At 65.9% G+C, this 21807-nt stretch carries 21 protein-coding genes; 14 read left to right on the plus strand and 7 right to left on the minus strand.

Annotated features, from left to right (window positions below):
* The first annotated feature begins 118 nt into the window (after positions 1-118).
* The 4 genes from ACFPU0_RS21740 (at position 119) to ACFPU0_RS21755 (ending at position 7299) form a co-directional block, all read left to right on the plus strand.
* On the plus strand, positions 119-2524 hold the full coding sequence (locus tag ACFPU0_RS21740; RefSeq protein WP_377695360.1) for an EAL domain-containing protein: 2406 nt from the start codon (positions 119-121) through the stop codon (positions 2522-2524).
* Positions 2525-2740: 216 nt separating this feature from the next.
* Entirely contained in the window at positions 2741-5395 is a 2655-nt protein-coding gene (mprF, locus tag ACFPU0_RS21745) for a bifunctional lysylphosphatidylglycerol flippase/synthetase MprF (protein WP_377695361.1), read from the plus strand.
* 1 nt (position 5396) lies between these two features.
* Positions 5397-6674, plus strand: coding sequence for a virulence factor family protein (locus ACFPU0_RS21750; protein ID WP_377695362.1), 1278 nt, complete (start codon positions 5397-5399; stop codon positions 6672-6674).
* Between the two features lie 76 nt (positions 6675-6750).
* The gene (locus tag ACFPU0_RS21755; RefSeq protein WP_377695363.1) at positions 6751-7299 is read left to right on the plus strand and encodes a cytochrome b; all 549 of its coding nucleotides are present in this window, start codon (positions 6751-6753) and stop codon (positions 7297-7299) included.
* Positions 7300-8017: 718 nt separating this feature from the next.
* Here the strand turns inward: ACFPU0_RS21755 and ACFPU0_RS21760 are convergent.
* Positions 8018-9922, minus strand: coding sequence for a potassium transporter Kup (locus ACFPU0_RS21760; RefSeq protein WP_377695364.1), 1905 nt, complete (start codon positions 9920-9922; stop codon positions 8018-8020).
* A gap of 208 nt (positions 9923-10130) precedes the next feature.
* On the opposite strand from ACFPU0_RS21760, the gene rimO reads away from it, so the two are divergent.
* The 5 genes from rimO to tsaA all read left to right on the plus strand — a co-directional run bounded on the left by rimO (position 10131) and on the right by tsaA (position 13632).
* A complete protein-coding gene (rimO, locus tag ACFPU0_RS21765; protein WP_377695365.1) occupies positions 10131-11453 on the plus strand; it encodes a 30S ribosomal protein S12 methylthiotransferase RimO in 1323 nt (440 codons plus the stop codon).
* 120 nt (positions 11454-11573) lie between these two features.
* A complete protein-coding gene (locus ACFPU0_RS21770) occupies positions 11574-11924 on the plus strand; it encodes a thiol-disulfide oxidoreductase DCC family protein (RefSeq protein ID WP_377695366.1) in 351 nt (116 codons plus the stop codon).
* Between the two features lie 49 nt (positions 11925-11973).
* Complete coding sequence (locus tag ACFPU0_RS21775; RefSeq protein ID WP_377695367.1) at positions 11974-12615, plus strand: glutathione S-transferase family protein; 642 nt, start codon at positions 11974-11976, stop codon at positions 12613-12615.
* Between the two features lie 137 nt (positions 12616-12752).
* Positions 12753-12938: a hypothetical protein gene (locus ACFPU0_RS21780; protein WP_377695368.1), complete on the plus strand. Its 186-nt coding sequence runs from the start codon at positions 12753-12755 to the stop codon at positions 12936-12938.
* A gap of 1 nt (position 12939) precedes the next feature.
* Positions 12940-13632, plus strand: coding sequence for a tRNA (N6-threonylcarbamoyladenosine(37)-N6)-methyltransferase TrmO (tsaA, locus tag ACFPU0_RS21785; RefSeq protein WP_377695369.1), 693 nt, complete (start codon positions 12940-12942; stop codon positions 13630-13632).
* A gap of 107 nt (positions 13633-13739) precedes the next feature.
* Here the strand turns inward: tsaA and ACFPU0_RS21790 are convergent, their stop codons facing one another.
* On the minus strand, positions 13740-14042 hold the full coding sequence (locus ACFPU0_RS21790) for a putative quinol monooxygenase (RefSeq protein ID WP_377695370.1): 303 nt from the start codon (positions 14040-14042) through the stop codon (positions 13740-13742).
* A gap of 60 nt (positions 14043-14102) precedes the next feature.
* On the opposite strand from ACFPU0_RS21790, the gene ACFPU0_RS21795 reads away from it, so the two are divergent.
* Complete coding sequence (locus ACFPU0_RS21795) at positions 14103-14516, plus strand: VOC family protein (RefSeq protein ID WP_377695371.1); 414 nt, start codon at positions 14103-14105, stop codon at positions 14514-14516.
* A gap of 57 nt (positions 14517-14573) precedes the next feature.
* On the opposite strand, the gene fpr is transcribed toward ACFPU0_RS21795, so the two are convergent.
* Positions 14574-15353, minus strand: coding sequence for a ferredoxin-NADP reductase (gene fpr / locus ACFPU0_RS21800; RefSeq protein WP_377695372.1), 780 nt, complete (start codon positions 15351-15353; stop codon positions 14574-14576).
* Between the two features lie 123 nt (positions 15354-15476).
* Here fpr and ACFPU0_RS21805 point away from each other — a divergent pair, with 123 nt between their 5' ends.
* Entirely contained in the window at positions 15477-16403 is a 927-nt protein-coding gene (locus tag ACFPU0_RS21805) for a LysR family transcriptional regulator (RefSeq protein ID WP_377695373.1), read from the plus strand.
* Between the two features lie 4 nt (positions 16404-16407).
* On the opposite strand, the gene ACFPU0_RS21810 is transcribed toward ACFPU0_RS21805, so the two are convergent.
* On the minus strand, positions 16408-16773 hold the full coding sequence (locus tag ACFPU0_RS21810) for a diacylglycerol kinase (RefSeq protein WP_151136295.1): 366 nt from the start codon (positions 16771-16773) through the stop codon (positions 16408-16410).
* Positions 16774-16845: 72 nt separating this feature from the next.
* Entirely contained in the window at positions 16846-17496 is a 651-nt protein-coding gene (gene erdR / locus ACFPU0_RS21815) for a response regulator transcription factor ErdR (protein ID WP_377695374.1), read from the minus strand.
* 125 nt (positions 17497-17621) lie between these two features.
* Here erdR and ACFPU0_RS21820 point away from each other — a divergent pair, with 125 nt between their 5' ends.
* Complete coding sequence (locus ACFPU0_RS21820) at positions 17622-18602, plus strand: DMT family transporter (protein WP_377695375.1); 981 nt, start codon at positions 17622-17624, stop codon at positions 18600-18602.
* Here the strand turns inward: ACFPU0_RS21820 and ACFPU0_RS21825 are convergent, their stop codons facing one another.
* Positions 18603-19313, minus strand: a complete 711-nt coding sequence (locus tag ACFPU0_RS21825) for a tRNA-uridine aminocarboxypropyltransferase (RefSeq protein WP_377695376.1) — start codon at positions 19311-19313, stop codon at positions 18603-18605. It abuts the gene before it with no gap.
* A gap of 218 nt (positions 19314-19531) precedes the next feature.
* Between ACFPU0_RS21825 and ACFPU0_RS21830 the strand changes: the two genes are divergently transcribed.
* Positions 19532-19945: a quorum-sensing-regulated virulence factor family protein gene (locus ACFPU0_RS21830; protein WP_377695377.1), complete on the plus strand. Its 414-nt coding sequence runs from the start codon at positions 19532-19534 to the stop codon at positions 19943-19945.
* A gap of 236 nt (positions 19946-20181) precedes the next feature.
* Positions 20182-21261 carry an LOG family protein gene (locus ACFPU0_RS21835; protein ID WP_377695378.1) on the plus strand — a complete coding sequence of 360 codons (1080 nt, stop codon included), beginning with the start codon at positions 20182-20184 and terminating at the stop codon, positions 21259-21261.
* 77 nt (positions 21262-21338) lie between these two features.
* Here the strand turns inward: ACFPU0_RS21835 and recX are convergent, their stop codons facing one another.
* Positions 21339-21803: a recombination regulator RecX gene (gene recX / locus ACFPU0_RS21840; protein ID WP_377695379.1), complete on the minus strand. Its 465-nt coding sequence runs from the start codon at positions 21801-21803 to the stop codon at positions 21339-21341.
* Positions 21804-21807: the final 4 nt, after the last annotated feature.

Genomic DNA, 21807 nt, shown 5'->3' on the forward strand with positions numbered 1-21807 from the left:
GTGGCCTTTTTCATTTCCGCCTCTCCCCCTTCCGCCCGTCCAGGCCGCTCCTCGAGCGCCCGTCCAGCCAGGCCCCAGCCTCTATACTTGAAGCGCACCCATCCGGTGGAGATTGGCCATGGCTGCGTACTGCCCCTCCAGCGAGGAAGTCGAGTACCTGAACCGTGCTCTGCGCACCCTGAGCGGCTGCAATCGCGCCCTGCTGCGCGCCGAGGATCCCTGCTTCCTGTTCCAGGAAATCTGTCGGGTGGTGGTGGAGGAAGGTGGCTACCGCATGGCCTGGGTCGGCCGGGCCGAGCATGATGAAGCGCAGACGGTGACGCCCCTGGCCCATGTCGGGCTCGACCGGGCCTATGTGGACTCGCTGAACATCACCTGGGCCGACCGCGAACGCGGACATGGCACCACCGGCACGGCTATCCGCACCGGCGCCCCGACCATCACGCGCAATATCCTTACCGACCCCAGGCTCAGTCCATGGCGGGAAAGCGCCATTACCCACGGCATCGCCTCGGTGCTGTCCCTGCCCTTGCGGGTGGATGGCGAGATCTTCGGTGCCCTGGCCATCTGCGCCAAGGAGCCGGATGCCTTCGGCGAACGGGAGCTGGAACTGCTCAGCGAAGCCGCCGACGACCTGGCCTTCGGCCTCCAGGCCTTGCGCATCAAGGCACGGCGCCGGCAGGCCGAACTCCAGGTGGAAGCCCTCAACCGCGCCCTGTCTACCCGTGTGGCGGTCAACCATGCGGTGATCCATGCCACCAGCGAAACGCCGCTGCTGGCGGAAATCTGCCGGGTGCTGGTGGACGAATGCGGCTATCGCCAGGCCTGGGTCGACTACCGCCAGGACGATCCGGCGAGACCTTACAAGGTGATGGCCTGCAATGCCGCCAACGGCATCTGCCAGGGCTGGGGCGCGGGTGGCCATGACAATAGTTTTCACAGCCAGCTGGAAACGGCCCTGCAGGCCGGCGCCCCGCTGGTGATGCGCGACCTGCTCGACGATCCCGCCGCCCCGCTGCACCAGGAGGCACGTGAATACGGCTTCGCCGCGGCCCTGGCCCTGCCTCTGCGGGTCGAAGAGCGGCTCATCGGCATGCTGGTGATCATGGCCGCCCATGCCGATGCGTTCGACGAGAAGGAAGTGGAGCTGCTGCTGGCCATGGCCAACGACCTCGGATTCGGCATCGCCACCCTGCGCACCCGCGCGCGGGCGGCGGAAGCGGAAGCGACCATCCGGCGCATGGCCTACGAAGACACCCTGACCGGACTGCCCAACCGCGTACGCCTGCGCGAGCTGCTGGACGCCGCCATCGCCACGGCGCGCCAGGAACGCCGCTCGTTCGCCCTGCTGCACCTGGAAATCGCCCGCAACCAGGAAATCAACGAGACCCTCGGCTACCGCGAAGGCGATCGCCTGCAACTGGAAATCGCCACACGCCTGAAGCAGGTGGTGGGCGTGGAGCGCACCGTGGCGCGCATGGGCGAATGCGAGTTCGCCGTGCTGATGCCCAATGGTGGCGCCGAGCAGGCCTCGCTGCTGGCCAAGCAGATCCTGATGGCGCTGTACGACCCGGTGGAATTGTCCGGCCTGTACCTGGAGGCACGGGCGAGCATCGGCATCGCCCTCTACCCCGGCCACGGCACGGCCCCCGAGGCCCTGATCCGCCGCGCCGGCAGCGCCATGGAACAGGCCAAGCGCTCCAATGCCGGCTTCGCCGTATTCCAGGGCGGCCTGGACCAGGAATGCGCCCAGCACCTGACCCTGATGGGCGACCTGCGCCGGGCCATCGATCGCAACGAGCTGCTGCTCTATTACCAACCCAAGGTGGAGATCGCCAGCAACAAGGTCTGCGGCACCGAGGCCCTGGTGCGCTGGCGCCATCCGCAGCACGGCATGCTGCCGCCGGACGAGTTCGTGCGCCTGGCGGAGAACACCGGGCTGATCACCCCGCTGACCCTCTGGGTGCTGGATACCGCCCTGGGCCAACGCTATGCCTGGCACGAGGAGGGCGACGAACGCCCCATCTCGGTCAACCTCTCGGCCCATGACCTGCGCGACCCACGGCTGCTGGAGCGCATCCAGGGCTCCTTCGCCACCTGGGGGGCCAAGCCCCACTGGATCGAGTTCGAGCTGACCGAAAGCGCGCTGATGGAAGACCCGGTGGCCTCCCTGCAGACCCTCTCCGCCCTCAAGGAACTGGATGCCCACCTGACCATCGACGACTTCGGCACCGGTTATTCCTCCCTGGCCTACCTGCAGAAACTGCCGGTGGACTCCCTGAAGATCGACCAGTCCTTCGTCAGCGACATGACCAGCAACGACGGTTCGGCCAAGATCGTCCGCTCCATCATCGAACTGGCCCATAACCTGGACCTGACGGTGGTGGCCGAAGGGGTGGAGGACCAGCTGACCCTCAACCAGCTCGGCCAGTACGGTTGCGATATCGCCCAGGGCTACAAGATCAGCCAGCCGATCCCCGCCGAGCAGTTCCGTGACTGGGAGACCCGCTCGGCCTGGCACTGACCGGCCCCTGCGCAGCCGCGACAAATTGCCGCCCACTCACTTGCCTGCCCGGCCGCTTCTCCAGCCGCCGTCCCCCGCTCGCCTAGACTTGGCGTGACTGCGGCCTTGCCCCGTCCTTCTGGCTGGCGCTGAACCCGCGAAGAAAAAATCGGCCTGACACTTGGAACTTGCTGTCGCCGCCCACACTCAGTGGCGCACATTGCCCAGAGGTGCTCGATGCGCGCCAACAACCCGCAGTTGGAAAATGTGGAAACCCTGACCAACGGCCAAGCCAACGAAGAATCCGCCCCACTTCGCTGGCTCGACAATCTCACTGCTTACCGGCAGTGGATCGTCATTGCATTCACCCTGCTGGTCTTCATTCTCGGTCTGCTGGCCTGCTGGCACCTGTTGCGGGAACTCGACCCCGACGCCCTGCGCGCAGCCATCCATGATGTCCCCGGCAGCCGCCTGCTGCTGGCTCTGGCGGCCACCACCGTCGGTTTCATCGCCTACGTCGGCTACGAATGGTCCGGCTGCCGCTTCGCTGGCGTGCACCTGCCGCTGCCGCGCATGGCGCTGGGCAGCTTCTGCGCCTCCGGCATCGGCAATGCCGTGGGCTTGTCGATGCTCACCGGAGGCTCGGTACGCTTCCGCCTTTACGGGCGCGACAGATTGGCAGCCGGGGACATCGCCCGCATCACCCTGTTCGCCAGCCTGGCGCTGGGCTCGGCGCTGCCGCCGCTGGCAGCGCTCGCCGCACTTAGCGCGCCGGCCGCCGCGTCGCGAGCCCTTGGCCTGCCGGAAAGCCTGGTGATCATCCTGGGCGCGGCCGTGCTGCTGGCCAGCGCCCTGCTGGTCCTGTGGATATCCCGCCAGCGCACGCCGGAAGCCCCGGTGCCGGGCTGCATCGAGATCCGTCTGGGCAACCGCAGTGTGCGCCTGCCCGGCCTGCGCCTCTCGGCGCTGCAATTGCTGATCACGGTGGTGGATGTCTGCGCCGCCGCCTGCGTGCTCTATGTCCTGCTGCCGGAAGCGCCGCCGCTCGGCGCCTTCCTGCTGGTCTACATGCTGGCCCTGGCAGCCGGGGTACTCAGCCATGTTCCCGGCGGCGTCGGGGTGTTCGAAGCCGTACTGCTGGCGGCCTTCGCCGGCCAGTTGGGCGCGGCGCCACTGGCGGCGGCCCTGCTGCTCTATCGCCTGACCTATGTCGGCCTGCCACTGATGCTGGCTTGCCTGCTGCTCCTGGCCAACGAAGCCCGGCGCCTGTTCCCCGCGGGTCGCCAGGCCCTGCGCGCCGCCTCCGGCCTGGCCGCGCCGGTGCTGTCGCTACTGGTATTCCTGTCCGGCGTGGTGCTGCTGTTCTCCGGCGTCACACCGGCGGTGGATACACGCCTGGAGCACCTGAGCTTCCTGATTCCCCACCGCCTGATCGACGCCTCGCACCTCGCCGCCAGCCTGATTGGCGTGCTCTGCCTGCTGCTGGCCCACGGCCTGCGCCATCGCCTGTCGGCCGCCTGGGCGCTGACGGTCGTGCTGCTGCTGTCGGGCGCGGGACTGTCGCTGCTCAAGGGCTTCGACTGGGAGGAAGCCAGCCTGCTGACCATGACCGCCGTGCTGCTGGCCATCTTCCGCGCCGCCTTCTACCGCCCCAGCCGCCTGCTGGAAGTGCCCTTCTCGCCACTCAACCTGGCAGCCAGCGCCTGTGTGCTGGCTGCCACCCTCTGGCTGATGTTCTTCGCCTTCCAGGGCGTCCCCTACAGCCATGAGCTCTGGTGGCAGTTCGAGGTGGATGGCGATGCCCCGCGCGCACTGCGTGCCGCCCTGGCCAGCGGCCTGCTGCTGGCCGGCGTCGCCCTGGCCTGGCTGCTGCGCCCGGTGCCACCGACCATCCACGAACCCACGGCCGAGGAGTTGCAGCACGCCGCCCTGGTGATCCGCAAATCCGACCAGCCGGACGGCGGCCTGGTGCTGACCGGAGACAAGGCCCTGCTCTTCCACCCCCGGGGCGACGCCTTCCTCATGTATGCCCGTCGCGGCCGCAGCCTGGTGGCCCTGTTCGACCCCGTAGGCCCGGCCTCCCGCCGCGCCGAGCTGATCTGGCAGTTTCGCGACCTCTGCGACTTTCACCATGCACGGCCGGTGTTCTACCAGGTGCGCGCGGAGAACCTGCCCTACTACATGGACATCGGGCTGTCCGCCCTGAAGCTGGGCGAGGAGGCGCGGGTCGATCTGCCCCGCTTCGACCTGGATGCCAAGAACAAGGCCATGAAGGACCTGCGCTATACCCTCAGCCGCGGCCAGCGCGACGGGCTCAGCCTGGAGATCTTCGAGGCCGGAACCGCCCCCCTGGACCAGCTCCAGGCCATTTCCGACGCCTGGATGCAAGGCAAGCAGGGGCGCGAGAAAGGTTTCTCCCTCGGCCGCTTCGACCCGGATTACCTGAACCACTTCCGCATCGCCACCATCCAGTTCGAAGGCAGGCCCGTGGCCTTTGCCAACCTCCTGGAAACCGAGGGCAACACCCTGTCCAGCATCGACCTGATGCGCGTCCACCCACAGGCGCCGAAGCTGACCATGGAGTTCCTCATGCTCAACCTGCTGCTGCATTACAAGGAACGTGGGCACGCGCGTTTCAGCCTGGGCATGGTGCCCCTGGCCGGGCTGCAGCCGCGTCGTGGGGCGCCCCTGACCCAACGGCTCGGCGCCCTGGTTTTCCGCCGTGGCGAGCAGTTCTATAACTTCCAAGGATTGCGCCGTTTCAAGGAAAAGTTCCAGCCCGACTGGGAGCCGCGCTACATGGCCGTGCCCGCCGGCCTCGACCCGCTGGTGGCGCTGGCCGATACGGCAGCCCTGATCGCGGGCGGCTTCACCGGCCTGGTCAAACGTTGAGGTGCCCGTGCTCAAGCGCAACTGGCGACGCCTGCTGCTGATCCTGATCCTCGCCCTGGTGGGCGTGGCCCTGCTGGTCTGGAGCCGCCCTGCGCCCCGCGTCGGGCTGGATCACCTGAAACTGGCCGACGGCAGCGCCGCCTCCCTGGCCAACCCCGCCGGCTCGGTACGACACCTTGTGCTGCTGCTGGCCAGCGACGACCAGCGCCTGAGCGATACCGAGCTGCGCGCCCTGGCCCGCAGCGGCAACGCCCGCCTGCTGCAGGTGGAACTACCGGCCGGGGATTGCGCCGCCCAGCAGCAGCGCCTGGCGCAGGCCGGCAAGAGCCTTGGCGGCGCCCCCACCCTGGTGGCCGGCATCGGCCCGGGGGCAGCCTTCGCCTGGCGCTGGCTGGCCGGCCAGGAAGACGACAATGCCCAGGCCCTGTCCGTCGGTTTCAGCCTGGACACTCCGGACTGCTCCGCCACGCTGCCACAGCAGGCCCCCCACGGTCGCTGGCTCGCCGCCTGGAACGACACCCCGGACGATGCCAGCGCCGCGTTCGCCCGCAACCAGGCCAACGCCGAAACCCTGATCGGCGACTACGACACCAGCCTCGTCCAACTGCTCCAGCAACGCCTGCAGAGCCTGCTCCAGGGCCAGGGCGATCCACTGCCGGTGGTGGAGGTTCCCGCCGCCAGCCCCGCCGGCACCGTCACCCTGTTCTACTCCGGCGACGGCGGCTGGCGCGACCTGGACCGCGCGGTGGCCGACGAGATGGCCAAGCGCGACCACCCGGTGGTGGGTATCGACGCCCTGCGCTACTTCTGGCAGCACAAGAGCCCGGACCAGGGCGCCGCCGACCTCAGCCGGCTGATGCGGGACTATCGCGAGAAATGGGGCGCCAAACGCTTCGTGCTGGCGGGCTACTCCTTCGGCGCCGACGTGCTGCCCGCCTTCTACAACCGCCTGCCCAGGACCGACCAGGACCAGGTGGACGCCATTCTGCTGCTGGCCCTGGCCCGCAGTGGCAGCTTCGAGATCGAGGTGCAGGGCTGGCTCGGCAAGGCCGGCAAGGAAGCCGCCACCGGCCCGGAACTGGCCAGACTGCCCGCGGCCAAGGTGCTCTGCGTGTATGGCAAGGAAGAGGCGGAGGAAAGCGGCTGCACCCAGGCCGGCGCAGTGGGGGAGAAGCTGCAACTGCCGGGCGGCCACCATTACGACGAGAATTACCCGGCATTGGCGGAGAAACTGTTGGCAGCGGTGGCGAAACGCCAGGAACTGCCGAGCGAACATTGACCCAGGTTCAGATTCGCTTAAGACAACGCGGTTATCCTGCGCAACCGTTTCGCCAAAACGAGAAAGAGGAACCGTGATGAGTCTCAAGAACGCGCCTTCCCGCTATGGGAGCCTGTCCATCGCCCTGCACTGGCTGATGCTGGTGTTGATCGCAGCGGTGTATGCCTGCATCGAACTCAAGGGCAACTTTCCCAAGGGCAGCGAAATCCGCGAACTGCTCAAGCAATGGCACTTCATGCTCGGCATGGCGGTGTTCTTCCTGGTCTGGCTACGCCTGATCGGCCGCCTGCTCCACCCCGCCCCGGCCATCGAACCGGCTCCGAGCGGCTGGCAGAACGCCCTGGCCAAGCTGATGCACCTGGCGCTCTACGCCCTGATGATCGGCACGCCCCTGGCCGGTTGGCTGATCCTCAGCGCCGCCGGCAAGCCCATTCCCTTCTTCGGCCTGGAACTGCCGGCGCTGATCGGCCCGAACAAGGAATTGGCCGGGCAGATCAAGGAGCTCCATGAACTGGCGGGCACCGCCGGCTACTGGCTGATCGGCCTGCACGCAGTGGCGGCGCTGATCCACCACTATGTGAGCCGGGACAACACCCTGGTGCGGATGCTGCCGGGCAGGAGCTGACTGCCTTGAAGGGGCCTCGCGCCCTCTCCCCCAGCCCCTCTCCCTGAAGGGAGAGGGGAGCGATCCGCGGCCCTTGGTCAGCCATCCTTGCAGGGGCGAATTCATTGGCTATGTCTGCGTTAGCTGTTGCAGGACCGAATAGAAGTCTCTAGTACGGGGCTTTCAGGTTTCCGCACCAGTCTGACACCTCCCTCACCCCCGGCCCCCGCCCTGCGCCCCTGCCTGATCGCTTCGCGCTCAGGCGTTCATCGGCACCGGAAGCGGTGCTTCCGAAAGCGTGCCTCTTCACCCCTGAAGAGGAGAGGGGTGACTCGCGCCGGCGAGGCACAAACAATCCTGAAGCCACCAGCAGCCTGGACCTGTGCAGCAGAGGTGGGGCGGCGCTTCCGCCCCGTCAGGAGGCCGAGCGGAATCGTTGCAGAGGGGGACGAGCGGCATGGATGCCGCGAGAGGCGTGCGGGGCCATGGATGGCCCCTCACGCCGGGCCCCCGGCGCAACGATGGAGCGAGGGGAGTCCGGCGCAGCCGGACCCGGATGCAGGGGCAAGCCTTTTGCTTCCTTTTGGGCGACTGCAAAAGGGAGTCGCCCGGGAGGGCGAAACAGGGACTCGCCGTCCGCTCGATAAGCAGCTTGGCTCAGGACGCTCTAGCAACACTTAACGCAGACATAGTCAATTCATTCGCCAAGCGGACCGCCGGTCCGCCCTTCCAACCCCATTCAAATCTCCACCTGCGTTCCCAGCTCGATCACCCGGTTGAGCGGCAGGTTGAAGTACTTCAGGTTGCTGTTGGCATTCTTCAGCAGGAAGGCGAACAACGCCTCGCGCCAGCGCGCCATGCCGATGCGCTTGGTGGGTATCACCGTTTCGCGGCTGAGGAAGTAGGTGGTGCTCATGGGGCTGAAATCCAGCTCGTTGAGGTGACAGAGCTTCAGCGCCGCGGGCACGTCAGGCTCCTCGATGAAGCCGAAGTGCAGGATCACCCGGAAGAAGCCATCGCCATAGGCATCCACCTCGAAACGCCGGTCCGCCGGCACCCGCGGCGTGTCCTCGCCCACCACCGTCAGTAGCACCACCTGTCCATGCAGCACCTGGTTATGCAGCAGGTTGTGCAGCAGCGCGTGGGGCACGGCGTCCGTCCGGGCCGTGAGGAACACTGCGGTGCCCTGTACACGATGGGGCGGTTGCGAACGTATGCTGCCGATGAACAGCGGCAGCGGCAGCGCGGTTTCGTCCAGGCGCTCCACGACTATCTGCTTGCCGCGCTTCCAGGTGCTCATCAGGACGAACAGCGCGGCGCCGGCGATCACCGGAAAGGCACCGCCCTGCACAATCTTCGGTACGTTGGCGGCGAAGAACAGGCTGTCGACCAACAGGAACCCGACGAGCACCGGCAGCGCCAGCCACCAGGGGGTTTTCCACAGCAACAGCATCACCACCGAAACCAGCAGGGTGGTGATCAGCATGGTTCCGGTCACCGCCACGCCGTAGGCCGAGGCCAGGGCCCCGGACGACTCGAAGCCCAGCACCAGCAGCACCACGCCCACCATCAGCGCCCAGTTCACCGCACCGATATAGATCTGTCCCTGCTCCTGCTGGGAGGTGTGCTGGACGAACATGCGCGGTATGTAACCCAGCTGCATGGCTTGGTGGGTCAGGGAGAAGGCGCCGGAAATCACCGCCTGGGACGCGATCACCGTGGCCAGGGTGGACAGCAGCACCATGGGCAGCAGCGCCCAGCCGGGCGCCAGCAGGTAGAAGGGGTTACGCGCAGCCGCGGCGTCGCTGAGGATGGCCGCGCCCTGGCCGAAGTAGTTCAGCACCAGCCCCGGCAGCACCAGGAAGAACCAGGCGCGGGCGATGGGCTTGCGGCCGAAATGCCCCATGTCGGCGTAGAGCGCTTCGGCGCCGGTCAGGGCCAGAACCACCGCCCCAAGGATGGCAACCCCAATGCCCGGATGAACAATGAAGAAATGTACACACCAGTATGGGTTGAGTGCTTTCAGCACCTCGGGCTGCTGGATGATCCCGTAGACTCCCAGGGCCCCCAGCACGCTGAACCAGAGCACCATGATGGGCCCGAACAGGATGCCGATGCGCGCCGTGCCATGCTTCTGGATCAGGAACAGGCCCACCAGCACGATCAACGACAGGGGCACCACCCAGCGCTCCAGGCCGTCGAAGGCGATCTCCAGCCCCTCGATGGCCGACAGCACCGAAATCGCCGGCGTGATCATGCTGTCTCCATAGAACAGCGCCGTGCCGCAAAGGCCGAGCAGCAGCACAGTCGCCTTCAGCCTCGGCCGGGACCTGGCGGCGCGCTGCGCCAGGGCGGTCAGGGCCATGGCCCCGCCTTCGCCTTCGTTGTCGGCACGCAGGATGAACAGCACGTACTTGATCGAAACCACCCAGATCAGGGACCAGAAGATCAGTGACAGCACCCCCAGGACCCCATCATGGTTGACCTGGACCCCATACTGCTCGGAGAAGACTTCCTTCAGGGTGTACAAGGGGCTGGTGCCGATATCGCCGTAGACCACCCCGGCGGCGGCCACCAGCAGACCGATTCCGGAAGCGGTATGTCCGGCGTGCTGCTCGGCGTGGTGCGTGATGCTTTCGCTCATCCAGACCTTCCTGCTGATGACGGTTGGCGTGCATCGTCTGAGAAGCCTTGCCGGCGCTGAAGGGCATCCCGCCCTTCCTACGCCAGCTTCCTACAGGCTAGCTGCGAAATGACAGCAGATGAGGGTGGAAATGGCTGACGCCTGCCGCTAGAATTGCGCACTTTTTGATCAGAGGCGCCCTTCCGAGCGCCCATCGAGGTTAGCCGCAATGTCCACCGCAACGCCCAAAGTCGGGTTCGTCAGTCTCGGATGCCCGAAAGCGACCGTAGACTCCGAACGCATCCTCACCCAGCTGCGCATGGAAGGCTACGAGATCGTACCGACCTACCAGGATGCCGACGTGGTGGTGGTCAATACCTGCGGTTTCATCGACAGTGCCAAGGCCGAATCCCTGGACGCCATAGGCGAGGCGATCGCCGAGAACGGCAAGGTGATCGTCACCGGCTGCATGGGTGTGTCGGAAGACAGCATCCGCGATGTGCACCCCAGCGTGCTGGCGGTGACCGGCCCGCAGCAGTACGAGCAGGTGGTCAGCGCCGTGCACGAAGTGGTGCCGCCGAAGGCCGACCACGACCCCTTCGTCGACCTGGTGCCGCCGCAGGGCATCAAGCTCACCCCGCGTCACTACGCCTACCTGAAGATTTCCGAAGGCTGCAACCACAGCTGCAGCTTCTGCATCATCCCCTCCATGCGCGGCAAGCTGGTCAGCCGCCCGGTGGGCGACGTGCTGTCCGAGGCCGAGCGCCTGGTCAAGGCTGGCGTGAAGGAGCTGCTGGTGATCTCCCAGGACACCAGCGCCTACGGCGTCGACCTCAAGTACAAGCTGGACTTCTGGAATGGCCAGCCGGTGAAGACCCGCATGCTGGAGCTGTGCGAGGCCCTGTCCGCCATGGGCGTGTGGGTGCGCCTGCACTACGTCTACCCCTACCCCAACGTGGATGACGTGATCCCCCTGATGGCCGAAGGCAAGTTGCTGCCCTACCTGGACATCCCCTTCCAGCACGCCAGCCCGAAGGTGCTCAAGTCCATGAAGCGCCCGGCCTTCGAGGACAAGACCCTGGCCCGCATCAAGAAATGGCGCGAGATCTGCCCGGACCTGACCATCCGCTCCACCTTCATCGTCGGCTTCCCCGGCGAGACCGAGGAAGACTTCCAGTACCTGCTGGGCTGGCTGACCGAAGCCCAGCTCGACCGCGTTGGCTGCTTCCAGTACTCCCCGGTGGAAGGCGCCCCGGCCAACGACCTGGGCCTGGAGCTGGTGCCGGATGACGTGAAACAGGACCGCTGGGAGCGCTTCATGGCCCACCAGCAGGCCATCTCCACCGCCCGCCTGCAGCTGAAGATCGGCCGCGAGATGGACGTGCTGATCGACGAAGTGGACGACGAAGGCGCCGTGGCCCGTTCCTGGGCGGACGCGCCGGAAATCGACGGCAGCGTGTTCATCGAATCCACCAACGTGAAGCCGGGCGACAAGGTGCGCGTGCGTATCGTCGATGCCGACGAGTACGACATGTGGGCCGAGCTGGTCTGAGCCGATAGTTGGATGAAAGAGCCCCGCTGATGCGGGGCCTTTTCTTTTGGGCAAACTCATGCGCCCGCTTAGTCGTAGGATGTGGTTGAGCGCAGCGATACCCATCAACAGAGCCCCACCATGCTCAAGGTCTTCTACGACGGCGCCTGCCCGCGCTGCATCGCCGACCGCCGCTGGTACGAATCCCTCCCCCGCGCTGCCGAAGGTGTGGATTGGATCGACATCACCGGCCGTGACGCCGAGTTGCGCGCCCTGGGCATCGATCCCTACCTCGCCCTGACCGAACTCCACGTCCAGGACGAAGCCGGCCAAATCCATCGCGAACTGGACGCCTACATCCTCCTGCTTGCGCGGGTCCCCAAGATGGCTCCGCTGGCCTGGCTGATCGGGCTGCCGCTGATCAGGCCACTCCTGTCACTGGTCTACCGCCGCTGGGTTCTGCGCCGCTTGAGGCGGGACGGCAGGCTCTAGAGGCTGCGTCTAGACTCGCAGCATCCATGCCCCAAGCGGAATCACAACAATGACCAGCCAGAACCGCCAGGTAACCCTCTACCACTGCCCCTACACCCGCTCCACCGGCGCCCTGACCCTGCTGGAAGAACTCGGTGCCGACTACCAGCTCCACGTGATGAACATGAAGGCCGGCGAGCAACGCAAGCCGGAGTTCCTCGCCATCAACCCCATGGGCAAGGTGCCCACGCTGACCCACGGCAATGCGGTGGTCACCGAACAGGTTTCCGTCTATCTCTACCTCGCCGACCTCTATCCCGAAGCCAGGCTGGCGCCACCCCTGGGCGACCCGCTGCGCGGCCCCTACCTGCGCTGGATGGTGTTCTACGGCTCCTGCTTCGAACCGGCGGTGGTGGACCGCGTGCAGAAGCGCGAACCCATTCCCGAGGCGCGCTCGCCCTACGGTGATTTCGACAGCGTGATGAAGACCCTGGTCAGCCAGTTGCAGCAAGGCCCCTGGCTGCTCGGCGAGCAGTTCACCGCCGCCGACGTGCTCTGGGGCAGCGCACTGAACTGGACCACCCAGTTCGGACTGATCCCGGAGGTTCCGGTGATCAAGGACTACATCGCCCGCTTCATCAAGCGTCCGGCCTATAACCGCGCCCTGGCCAAGGATGCAGAGCTGGCCGCCGCCCAGGCCGCCCCGGCCTGACAATGCGGCAAGCTCAACGGGCGCCTACATGACCGGCAACGTCATCCCCATCGACGGCGGCTTCCATCTTTAGCGCGGCCCTTGCGCGGTGCATGGGCGAGCGCTAGGGTAGCCGCGCCAGTTACCGGATACCCGCCATGCGCCTCGCCCTCTTCAGCCTCCTGCTCGCACTCGCCGCCCCGGCACTTGCCGCGCCCGCTCCCTTCTACCTCTGGCAGAGCAAGCTGGATGGCGGGTTGACCTGTGCCCAGACCAGTCCCGGCGAGGGATGGCTGCGCCTGGGCGGGCCCTTCCGCGATGCCGGCTGCCGCGAGCCCTACTGACATGCAGCACAGTGTTTCCCCGGTCGGCTACCTTCGCTCCTGCTTCAAGGAAAAGTTCGCCATTCCCCGCCAGCCCCATCTCGCGCCCGCCGCCCGCGGCGTGCTGGAACTGCTGCCGCCCTTCGACACGGGCGACGCCGTGGCGGGACTGGAGCAGGTCAGCCATGTCTGGCTGCTATTCCTCTTCCACCAGGCCCTGGAGGACAAGCCGCGACTGAAGGTTCGCCCGCCACGCCTGGGCGGCAACCAGTCCATCGGCGTGTTCGCCAGCCGCTCCACTCACCGCCCCAACGGCATCGGTCAGTCGGTGGTGAAGCTGGACAAGGTGGAAGCCGGTCGTCTATGGCTGTCAGGCATCGACCTGCTGGATGGCACCCCGGTCATCGATATCAAGCCCTATGTACCCTATGCCGATCGCCAGGACGGCGCGCTGAACGCCATCGCCGATGCCGCGCCCGAGCTGATTCCGGTGGAGTGGGAGCCCGCCGCCCTGCTCCAGGCCCGCGAACACGGCCAGCGTCTGGGCGAGCCCCTGGCTGAACTGATCGAGCAATGCCTGGCCCAGGACCCGCGCCCGGCCTACCAGAAACCCGAGCCCGAACGCCGTTATGGCGCACGCCTGTGGGACGTGGACGTGCGCTGGCACTACCCCGAGCCGGGCCGCATCCGAGTGCTGGAGATCGCACTGGGCTGAACTGCGGCAAGGTTTCCGTAGGGTGGATCACGCTTCACCGATCCACCAGTGGCGCTACCCCGTGACGACGTTGGTGGACAAAAAGCGCTGTCCCCCTACATGGCGAGCTAGCGGGCGGCGTTCAGCGCCAGGGAGTCGGCCTCGATGCAGTCCTGCTGAAGAATCAGCGGCTCCACCAGCGGCCGGCTGGCGAGGAAGTGCGGGGTCAGCATGTGCGCCTCGAAAGCCGCTTCGTCGGTGTAGACCTCGTAGAGCCAGACAAGATCGGGATCGCTGCGGTCCCGCAGTACATCGAATACCAGGCAACCCGGTTCGTCACGCACGGAGGCTGCGGCATTGACGCGCATGGCGTCCATGAAGGCGTCCAGGCTACCGGGGCGCAGGCGGGTCTTGAGAAGAAGGCAGTACACTTCGAACTCCATTTTGTCTTATATTTAATGCAAATTGTATACAAAAATGGAGCCCAGAAAATGCCCAGCCGTCCCGGCCGCCTCAACGGCCTGCGCCACATCGCCATCGTCGTACCCAACCTGGAGGAGTGCGAACGCTTCTACGTGGACGTACTGGGCATGGAAGTCCTCAACCGCGCCAACGACGACCTGGTCTACCTCACCTGCGGCAACGACAACCTGTCCCTCGGCCGCGCATTCGCCCCCAGCAGCGGCGTGCAGGCGGTGGACCACTACGGCTTCGTGGTGGACAGCCTGGAAGAACTGGATGCCTGGTATCGGTATCTCAAGGCCAAGGGGGTGACCATGCTCGACCGCCCCTTCGCCCATGGCGACGGCGCCCACAGCTTCCATGTGCTGGACCCGGCCGGGAACAAGATCCAGCCGATCTACCACCCGGCCATTTCCGGACAGCGTTTCAGCTCCCCGGTCTGAATCCCGGAAACGACAAGGCCCACCGATTGGCGGGCCTTGTCTTGTTGCAGCGGACACTTACTTCTCGACGAAGGCGCGCTCGATCAGGTAGTCGCCCGGCTCACGCATGCGCGGGGAGATCTTCAGGCCGAAGCTGTCGAGAACCTCGCTGGTTTCATCGAGCATGCTCGGGCTGCCGCAGATCATGGCGCGGTCGTCCTGCGGGTTGATCGGCGGCAGGCCGATGTCCTCGAACAGCTTGCCGCTGCGCATCAGGTCGGTCAGGCGGCCCTGGTTCTCGAAGGGCTCGCGGGTCACGGTGGGGTAGTAGATCAGCTTGTCCTTGACCGCTTCACCGAAGAATTCATTCTTCGGCAGGTGCTCGGTGATGAACTCGCGGTAGGCCACTTCGTTCACGTAGCGCACGCCGTGGACCAGGATGACCTTCTCGAAGCGCTCATAGGTTTCCGGATCCTGGATCACGCTCATGAAGGGCGCGAGGCCTGTGCCGGTGCTCAGCAGGTAGAGGTGCTTGCCGGGGTTCAGGTCGTCCAGCACCAGGGTCCCGGTGGGCTTCTTGCTGATGATGATCTCGTCGCCTTCCTTCAGGTGCTGCAGCTGGGAGGTCAGCGGGCCATCCGGCACCTTGATGCTGAAGAATTCCAGGTGCTCTTCCCAGTTCGGGCTGGCGATGGAGTAGGCGCGCATCAGCGGGCGGCCGCTTTCCTGCTGCAGGCCGATCATCACGAACTGGCCGTTTTCGAAGCGCAGGCCCGGATCACGGGTGCACTTGAAGCTGAACAGCGTGTCGTTCCAGTGATGAACGCTGAGGATGCGCTCGGAGTTGAGGTTGCTCATTTACGGGGGCTCCGAAAGTTTGGAATTCGCCAGCGCCGAAGGGCGCAATTGCGCGCCATTGTAGTGACAGCCACAATATCTGTTAACTGAATTATCAAGATATAGGTTATCGGTTATATAGATATGCGATTTACTCTCCGTCAGCTCCAGGTATTCGTCGCCGTCGCCCAGCAGGAAAGCGTCTCCCGTGCCGCCGAACAGCTGTCCCTGTCGCAGTCGGCGACCAGCACTTCGCTGACCGAGTTGGAACGCCAGTCCGGCTGCCAGTTGTTCGACCGCGCCGGCAAGCGCCTGAGCCTCAATGCCCTGGCCCGGCAGCTGTTGCCCCAGGCCGTGGCCCTGCTGGACCAGGCCCGCGCAATCGAAGACCTGCTCAATGGCAAGACCGGTTTCGGCTCACTGGACGTCGGCGCCACCCTGACCGTGGGCAACTACCTCGCCACCTTGCTGATCGGCGCCTTCATGCAGCGCCACCCCGAATGCCGGGTGAGCCTGCATGTGCAGAACACGGCGAATATCGTCCAGCAGGTCGCCCTCCACGAACTTGATCTGGGTCTGATCGAAGGCGATTGCCAACATCCGGATATCGAAGTCCTGCCTTGGGTGGAAGACGAGTTGGTGGTGTTCTGCGCGCCCCAGCATCCATTGGCGTCAGTGGGCCAGGCCAGCCTGGAGGAGTTGAGCCGGGAAGCCTGGATCCTCCGGGAACACGGCTCGGGCACCCGGCTGACCTTCGACCAGGCCATGCGCCACCACCCTACCCCGCTGAACATCCGCCTGGAGCTGGAACACACCGAGGCGATCAAGCGCGCGGTGGAGTCGGGCCTGGGCATCGGCTGCATCTCGCGGCTGGCCCTGCGCGACGCCTTCCGGCGCGGCAGCCTGGTGCCGGTAGAAACACCGGGCATCGACCTGCGCCGGCAGTTCTATTTCATCTGGCACCGGCAGAAGTATCAGAGCGCGGCCATGCGCGAGTTCCTCGATCAGTGCCGGGCGCTGACCGCCGGGGTGACGCGCAGCGACGAGATCGTGCTGCCGCCGATTGCCTGAGGCCTTATCCGAGGAGAATGGTGGCCCAGACCGCCGTGATCAGGGTAAGCGCGGTGAACTGCGCCGCGCTGCCCATGTCCTTGGCGTTCTTCGACAGGGGGTGGCGTTCCAGGGAAATGCGGTCGATGGCCGCTTCCACCGCCGAATTCAGCAGCTCGACGATCAGCGCCAGCAGGCAGGCGCCGATCATCAGGGCGCGTTCGCCACGGCTGACGTCGAGGAAGAAGGACAGCGGGATCAGCACCACATTGAGCAGTACCAGTTGGCGGAAGGCGGCTTCGCCGGTGAAGGCGGCGCGCAGGCCGTCGAGGGAATAGCCCGCGGCATTGAGGATGCGTTTGAGGCCGGTCTGGCCTTTGAATGGCGACATAGGAAACGGGGTAGTTGAACGGAGCGCGCAGCCTAGCGCAACGCGCTGCAAATTTGCGTGAAATGACCGTTTTCAGGTCGACGGAATCGATTCCATCTGTTGCAGCAGCAACGCAGCCTGGGTACGGGTACGCACGTTGAGCTTGCGGAAGATCGCAGTCACATGGGCCTTTACCGTGGCCTCGGAGACATGCAGTTCGAAGGCGATCTGCTTGTTCAGCAGTCCCTCGCAGACCATGGTCAGCACGCGGAACTGCTGGGGCGTCAGGCTCGCCAGGCCTTCACTGGCGGCCTTGGCCTCGTCGGACAGGGCCTGGGCCTCTTCCACCTGGGGCGGCCACCAGGTATCGCCATCGAGCACCGCGCGCACCGCGCTCTGGATCACCTCCAGCGGGCTGGACTTGGGAATGAAACCGCTGGCGCCGAATTCGCGGGAGCGGGCGACCACCGCCGCCTCCTCCTGGGCGGAGATCATCACCACCGGGATCTGCGGGTACTGGCCACGCAACAGCACCAGGCCGGAGAAGCCGTAGGCACCCGGCATATTCAGGTCGAGCAGGACCAGGTCCCAGTCGGCACGCTCGGCCAGGCGGGTCTCGAGTTCGGCGATGCTCGCCGCCTCCACCAGCCGCGCATCGGGCCCCAGCCCCAGGGTCAGGGCTTGCTGCAGGGCGCTGCGGAACAGCGGGTGGTCATCGGCGATGAGGATTTCGTATGAGGCCATGGGCATGTCCTTTTTGTAATGGGCCCAGACACGCCTCCCGGGGGTGAGAGAGGCGTTTCGGCACGACGGGGTACGCCGGCCAGGCCCGAAGCTTGATACGGGCAGGCCGTAAAGCGGCGCCCAGCATGCCGAGCCGGGACGGGGTGGTCAAGTCGAACGCTTTGCGGCAAAGTTCTCGGCTTTTCCCGCCGAGAACCTCCATGCGAAGCCAAACACTGCGCGCCGACATCCTGATGCTGATCACCGCCGCCATCTGGGGCGCAGCCTTCGTCGCCCAGCGCCTGGGGATGGATGCGATCGGCCCGTTCCTCTACACCGGCCTGCGCTTCACCCTCGGCGCCCTGATTCTCCTGCCGCTGCTGCTGGTGTTGCCCAGGCCCGCGGTCAGGCACCCGCTCAACCGCGGCATGCTGCTGGGCGGCCTGCTGATGGGCCTGGCCCTTTCGCTGGGGATAAACCTGCAGCAGGTGGGTCTGCTCTTCACCAGCGTCACCAACTCCGGTTTCATCACCGGCCTGTACGTCATCATAGTGCCGCTGCTGGGCCTGCTCCTCGGCCACCGCACCGGCATGGGTACCTGGCTGGGCGCCTGCCTGGCGGTGGTGGGGATGTTCCTGCTCAGCGTCGGCGAAGGCTTCCAGGTGGCCTCCGGCGATTGGCTGCAGTTGGCCGGCGCCTGTGTCTGGGGCGTGCATGTGCTGCTGGTGGGCTTCTTCGCCAGTCGCTACGACCCGATTCGCCTGTCCATCCTCCAGTTCGCGGTCTGCGCGGTGGTCAGCCTGGTCCTGGCGCTGGTCTTCGAAGAAATCAAGGTCGACGCCATACTCCAGGCCGGTCCCGCCATCCTCTACGGTGGGGTGATCGCCGTTGCCATCGGCTACACCCTGCAGGTGGTCGCGCAGCGCCATGCCATCGCCTCCCATGCCGCCATCATCCTGTCGCTGGAAGCGGTGTTCGCAGCCATCGCCGGCGCCCTGCTGCTGGACGAATCCCTCCACACCCGCGGCTACATCGGCTGTGCCCTGATGTTCGCCGGCATGCTGGTAGCCCAGCTCTGGCCGCAGAAGCACGAGCCCCAGGCGGCCCCGGTGAAGGTGCAAGCCTGATCAGAGATAGGCGCTGAGCGCTTGGTGCGCCGGGCTCGTCTCGTCCAGGGGCAGGGCCCGCTTGGCGCCCAGGTAGCGTTCGGTGAAGACATCCAGGTAGGCGTTCAACGCGGCTCCCGCCTGTTCATCGCCAGCCAGCTCCAGGCACAGCGCGCCCACTTCCGCGGTGCACAGATGCTCGTCGTTCCTGGAGCGGCGCAGTTGGTAACGGGAGATCTGCTCCGGAGTCAGGCTGAGTACAGGGAACCGATCCAGGTAGGGGCTCTTGCGAAACATCTTGCGCGCCTCGGTCCAGGTCGCGTCGAGCAGGATGAACAGCGGCCGCTTGCCGTCCTCCGCGCTTACCCGGTCCACCACACGCGCCGGCTCGGCGTATTCGCCGGGGAACACCAGGTAAGGCTGCCATTGCGGGTCCTCCAGCAAGCCGAGCAGCGCGTCATCCACTTCGGTACGAGACCAGCCGAATGCCCAGGTGTCGGGCACCAGGTCGGCGATCAGCCAGCCGGTGTTGCTCGGTTTCATGGGCTCGGAGTAGTACATCAGCAGGCACACGCCCGAGCGCACCGGCACCTTCGGCCGCCAGGTACAGAAGCAGTAATCGAATGCCACCCGACATTCCGGACAGCGCGGCGCCCGCGATCCGCGGGCAACGAAGGGACGGGTGGCGCGCGCGAGGCATTCGGCGCGCAGGCGAAAAACGGCATGGCTCATCGAAGCGGGTTCCAGGACAGCGGCCGGATGCCCCGCGCGGGCCTGGTCGGCGGCGGGCGTCCGTATGAGTGGTGGCGAGCAGGATCGGCCGATTCTAACAGAGACGCCGGGCACCGCCGTCGACCGCCTGGAACGGACTTTTTTCACGCGACAAGCGCGCCCCGCGAACGCACAATTGCGGCGCTGGTCAAACAGCTTCATTTCGTCAGGAGATTCCCATGTTGCGCCTCACCGCCCTCGCCCTCTGCGCGGCCTTGCCAGTCTGTGCCCAGGCCGCTTCGCTGAAGGACTACGAGCTGACCAGGATGCTCGAGAAAGTCGCCAAGGAGAGCAGCGCTGGCACGCCCCGGGCAATCAACGAAGACATCCTCGACCAGGGTTACACGGTGGACGGCAATGAACTGGTCAACCACCTCAGCGTTCGCGAGGGCCACGCCGCGCAAATGCGCGCCAACCCCGACGCGGTGCGCGCACAGCTGGGCGCCAGCGTCTGCCGCAATACCGGCTACCGCCAGTTGCTGGCCCGTGGCGCCGGCCTGCGCTACGAATTCAGCGAATACAAGACCAATCGCCCGGTGACCTCCGAACGTTTCACCGCCCAGGATTGCGGCCTCAAGGCCAGGTCCAACTGATCCCTCCCGCGCCCGGGCTCGAGCGCTCCTTCGCAGGAGCGCGCCTCTGCGTTCCGTGTTCGCGCCCCACGCCGGTACTGTTCCGCACAGCCCGGCGGGTTCCTTTTACCCACAGGCGAGCTGGAAAAGATCCGGCCCCTGCCGCAAGCTGTAGCTGAGCGGCTCGACTGGGTCGCCCGGATTCCGGACATGGCCAGTAGCGCTGCTCTGAGTAGTTGATGAGCAAGGAGAATGCTATGCCCTATGATCCGGACGACTACCTCTCCCGGCATTTCCAGACCAGTGGCATCGACCTCACGCAGAAGGTCGACGAACTGATCAACCTCACCGTCCCCAGCGGCAGTCCGAACCTCGCGCTCTACCGCGAAATGCTGATCACCGTGGTGCGCATGGCCCAGGCCGATCGCAACCGCTGGGACGCCAAGATCATGCTGCAGACCCTGCGCGAAATGGAGCACGCCTTCAGCGTCCTCGAGCAGTTCAAGCGGCGCCGCAAAGTGACGGTATTCGGCTCGGCACGAACCCCGGAAGGCCATCCCATCTACACCCTGGCCCGCCAGTTGGGCGCGGAACTGGCCAAGCGCGACCTGATGGTGATCACCGGTGCCGGCGGCGGCATCATGGCTGCGGCACACGAAGGCGCGGGGCTGGAGAACAGCCTGGGCCTGAACATCACCCTGCCCTTCGAGCAGCACGCCAACACCACGGTGGATGGCACCGAGCACCTGCTGTCGTTCCACTTCTTCTTCGTGCGCAAGCTGTTCTTCGTCAAGGAAGCCGACGCGCTGGTGCTCTGCCCGGGTGGCTTCGGCACCCTGGACGAGGCGCTGGAGGTGCTGACCCTGATCCAGACCGGCAAGAGCCCGGTGGTGCCCGTGGTGCTGCTGGATGAACCCGACGGCAGTTACTGGGAAGACGCTATCGGTTTCCTCCACGAGCAGTTGGAACGCAACCGCTACATCCTGCCCAGCGACATGAACCTGATGCGCCTGGTGCGCAACGCCGACGAGGCGGCCGCGGAGATCGCCCAGTTCTATCGCAATTACCACTCCAGCCGCTGGTTGAAGAACAGCTTCGTGATCCGCATGAACCATCCGCTCAGCGAAAAGTCCCTGGGCCAGGTGCAGGAACAGTTCGCCGACCTCTGCCTGGAGGGCGACTTCAGCCAGCAGGCCTATTCGGAATCGGAGAGAGACGAGCCGGAGTTCAGCGAACTGATCCGTCTGGCGTTTCGTTTCAACGGGCGCGACCACGGCCGCCTGCGCGAACTCATCGACTTCATCAACCTGCCGCAGCACTGGGCCGTCAAGGCCTGATCCGCTTCACTGCGCGCCTTCGTTGCAAAGCAGCCATGCGCATTCGCGCATGGCTCGAGGCTGCCTGATCGGTGAACTCAGTCGTCGAGGTTGCCACGCAGAAGACGGCTGATCATCTCCATGGGATAGCCTCGGTAGGCAAGGAATCGGCCCTGTTGGGCTCGCTCCCGGGCATCGTTGGGCTGACGGCCGCTGAACTTGCGACGCCAGACCTCGCGCAGCTGCTCGCTCCAGTCGATATCGGCATCGCGCAGGGCCTGGTCGATGTCGCCGCGGGGCAAGCCGCGCTGCGCCAGCTCCTCACGGATGCGCTGGGGCCCATAGCCGCCACGGGCACGGCTGGCGATGAAGCTTTCCAGGTAACGGGATTCGCAGAGCAGGCCCTCTTCCGCCAGGCGGTCGAGGGCGCTGTCGATCAACTCGGGGGAGGCGCCGCGCTGACGCAGCTTGCGCGTCAGCTCGACTCGCCCGTGCTCGCGCTGCGCCAGCATATCCATGGCTGCCAGCCGCACGGCGGCTGGGCTATCGAGCACGACGGGCATGGTC

Origin of the sequence: Pseudomonas sp. GCM10022186 (genome assembly GCF_042656385.1) — a bacterium.
Classification (GTDB): domain Bacteria; phylum Pseudomonadota; class Gammaproteobacteria; order Pseudomonadales; family Pseudomonadaceae; genus Metapseudomonas.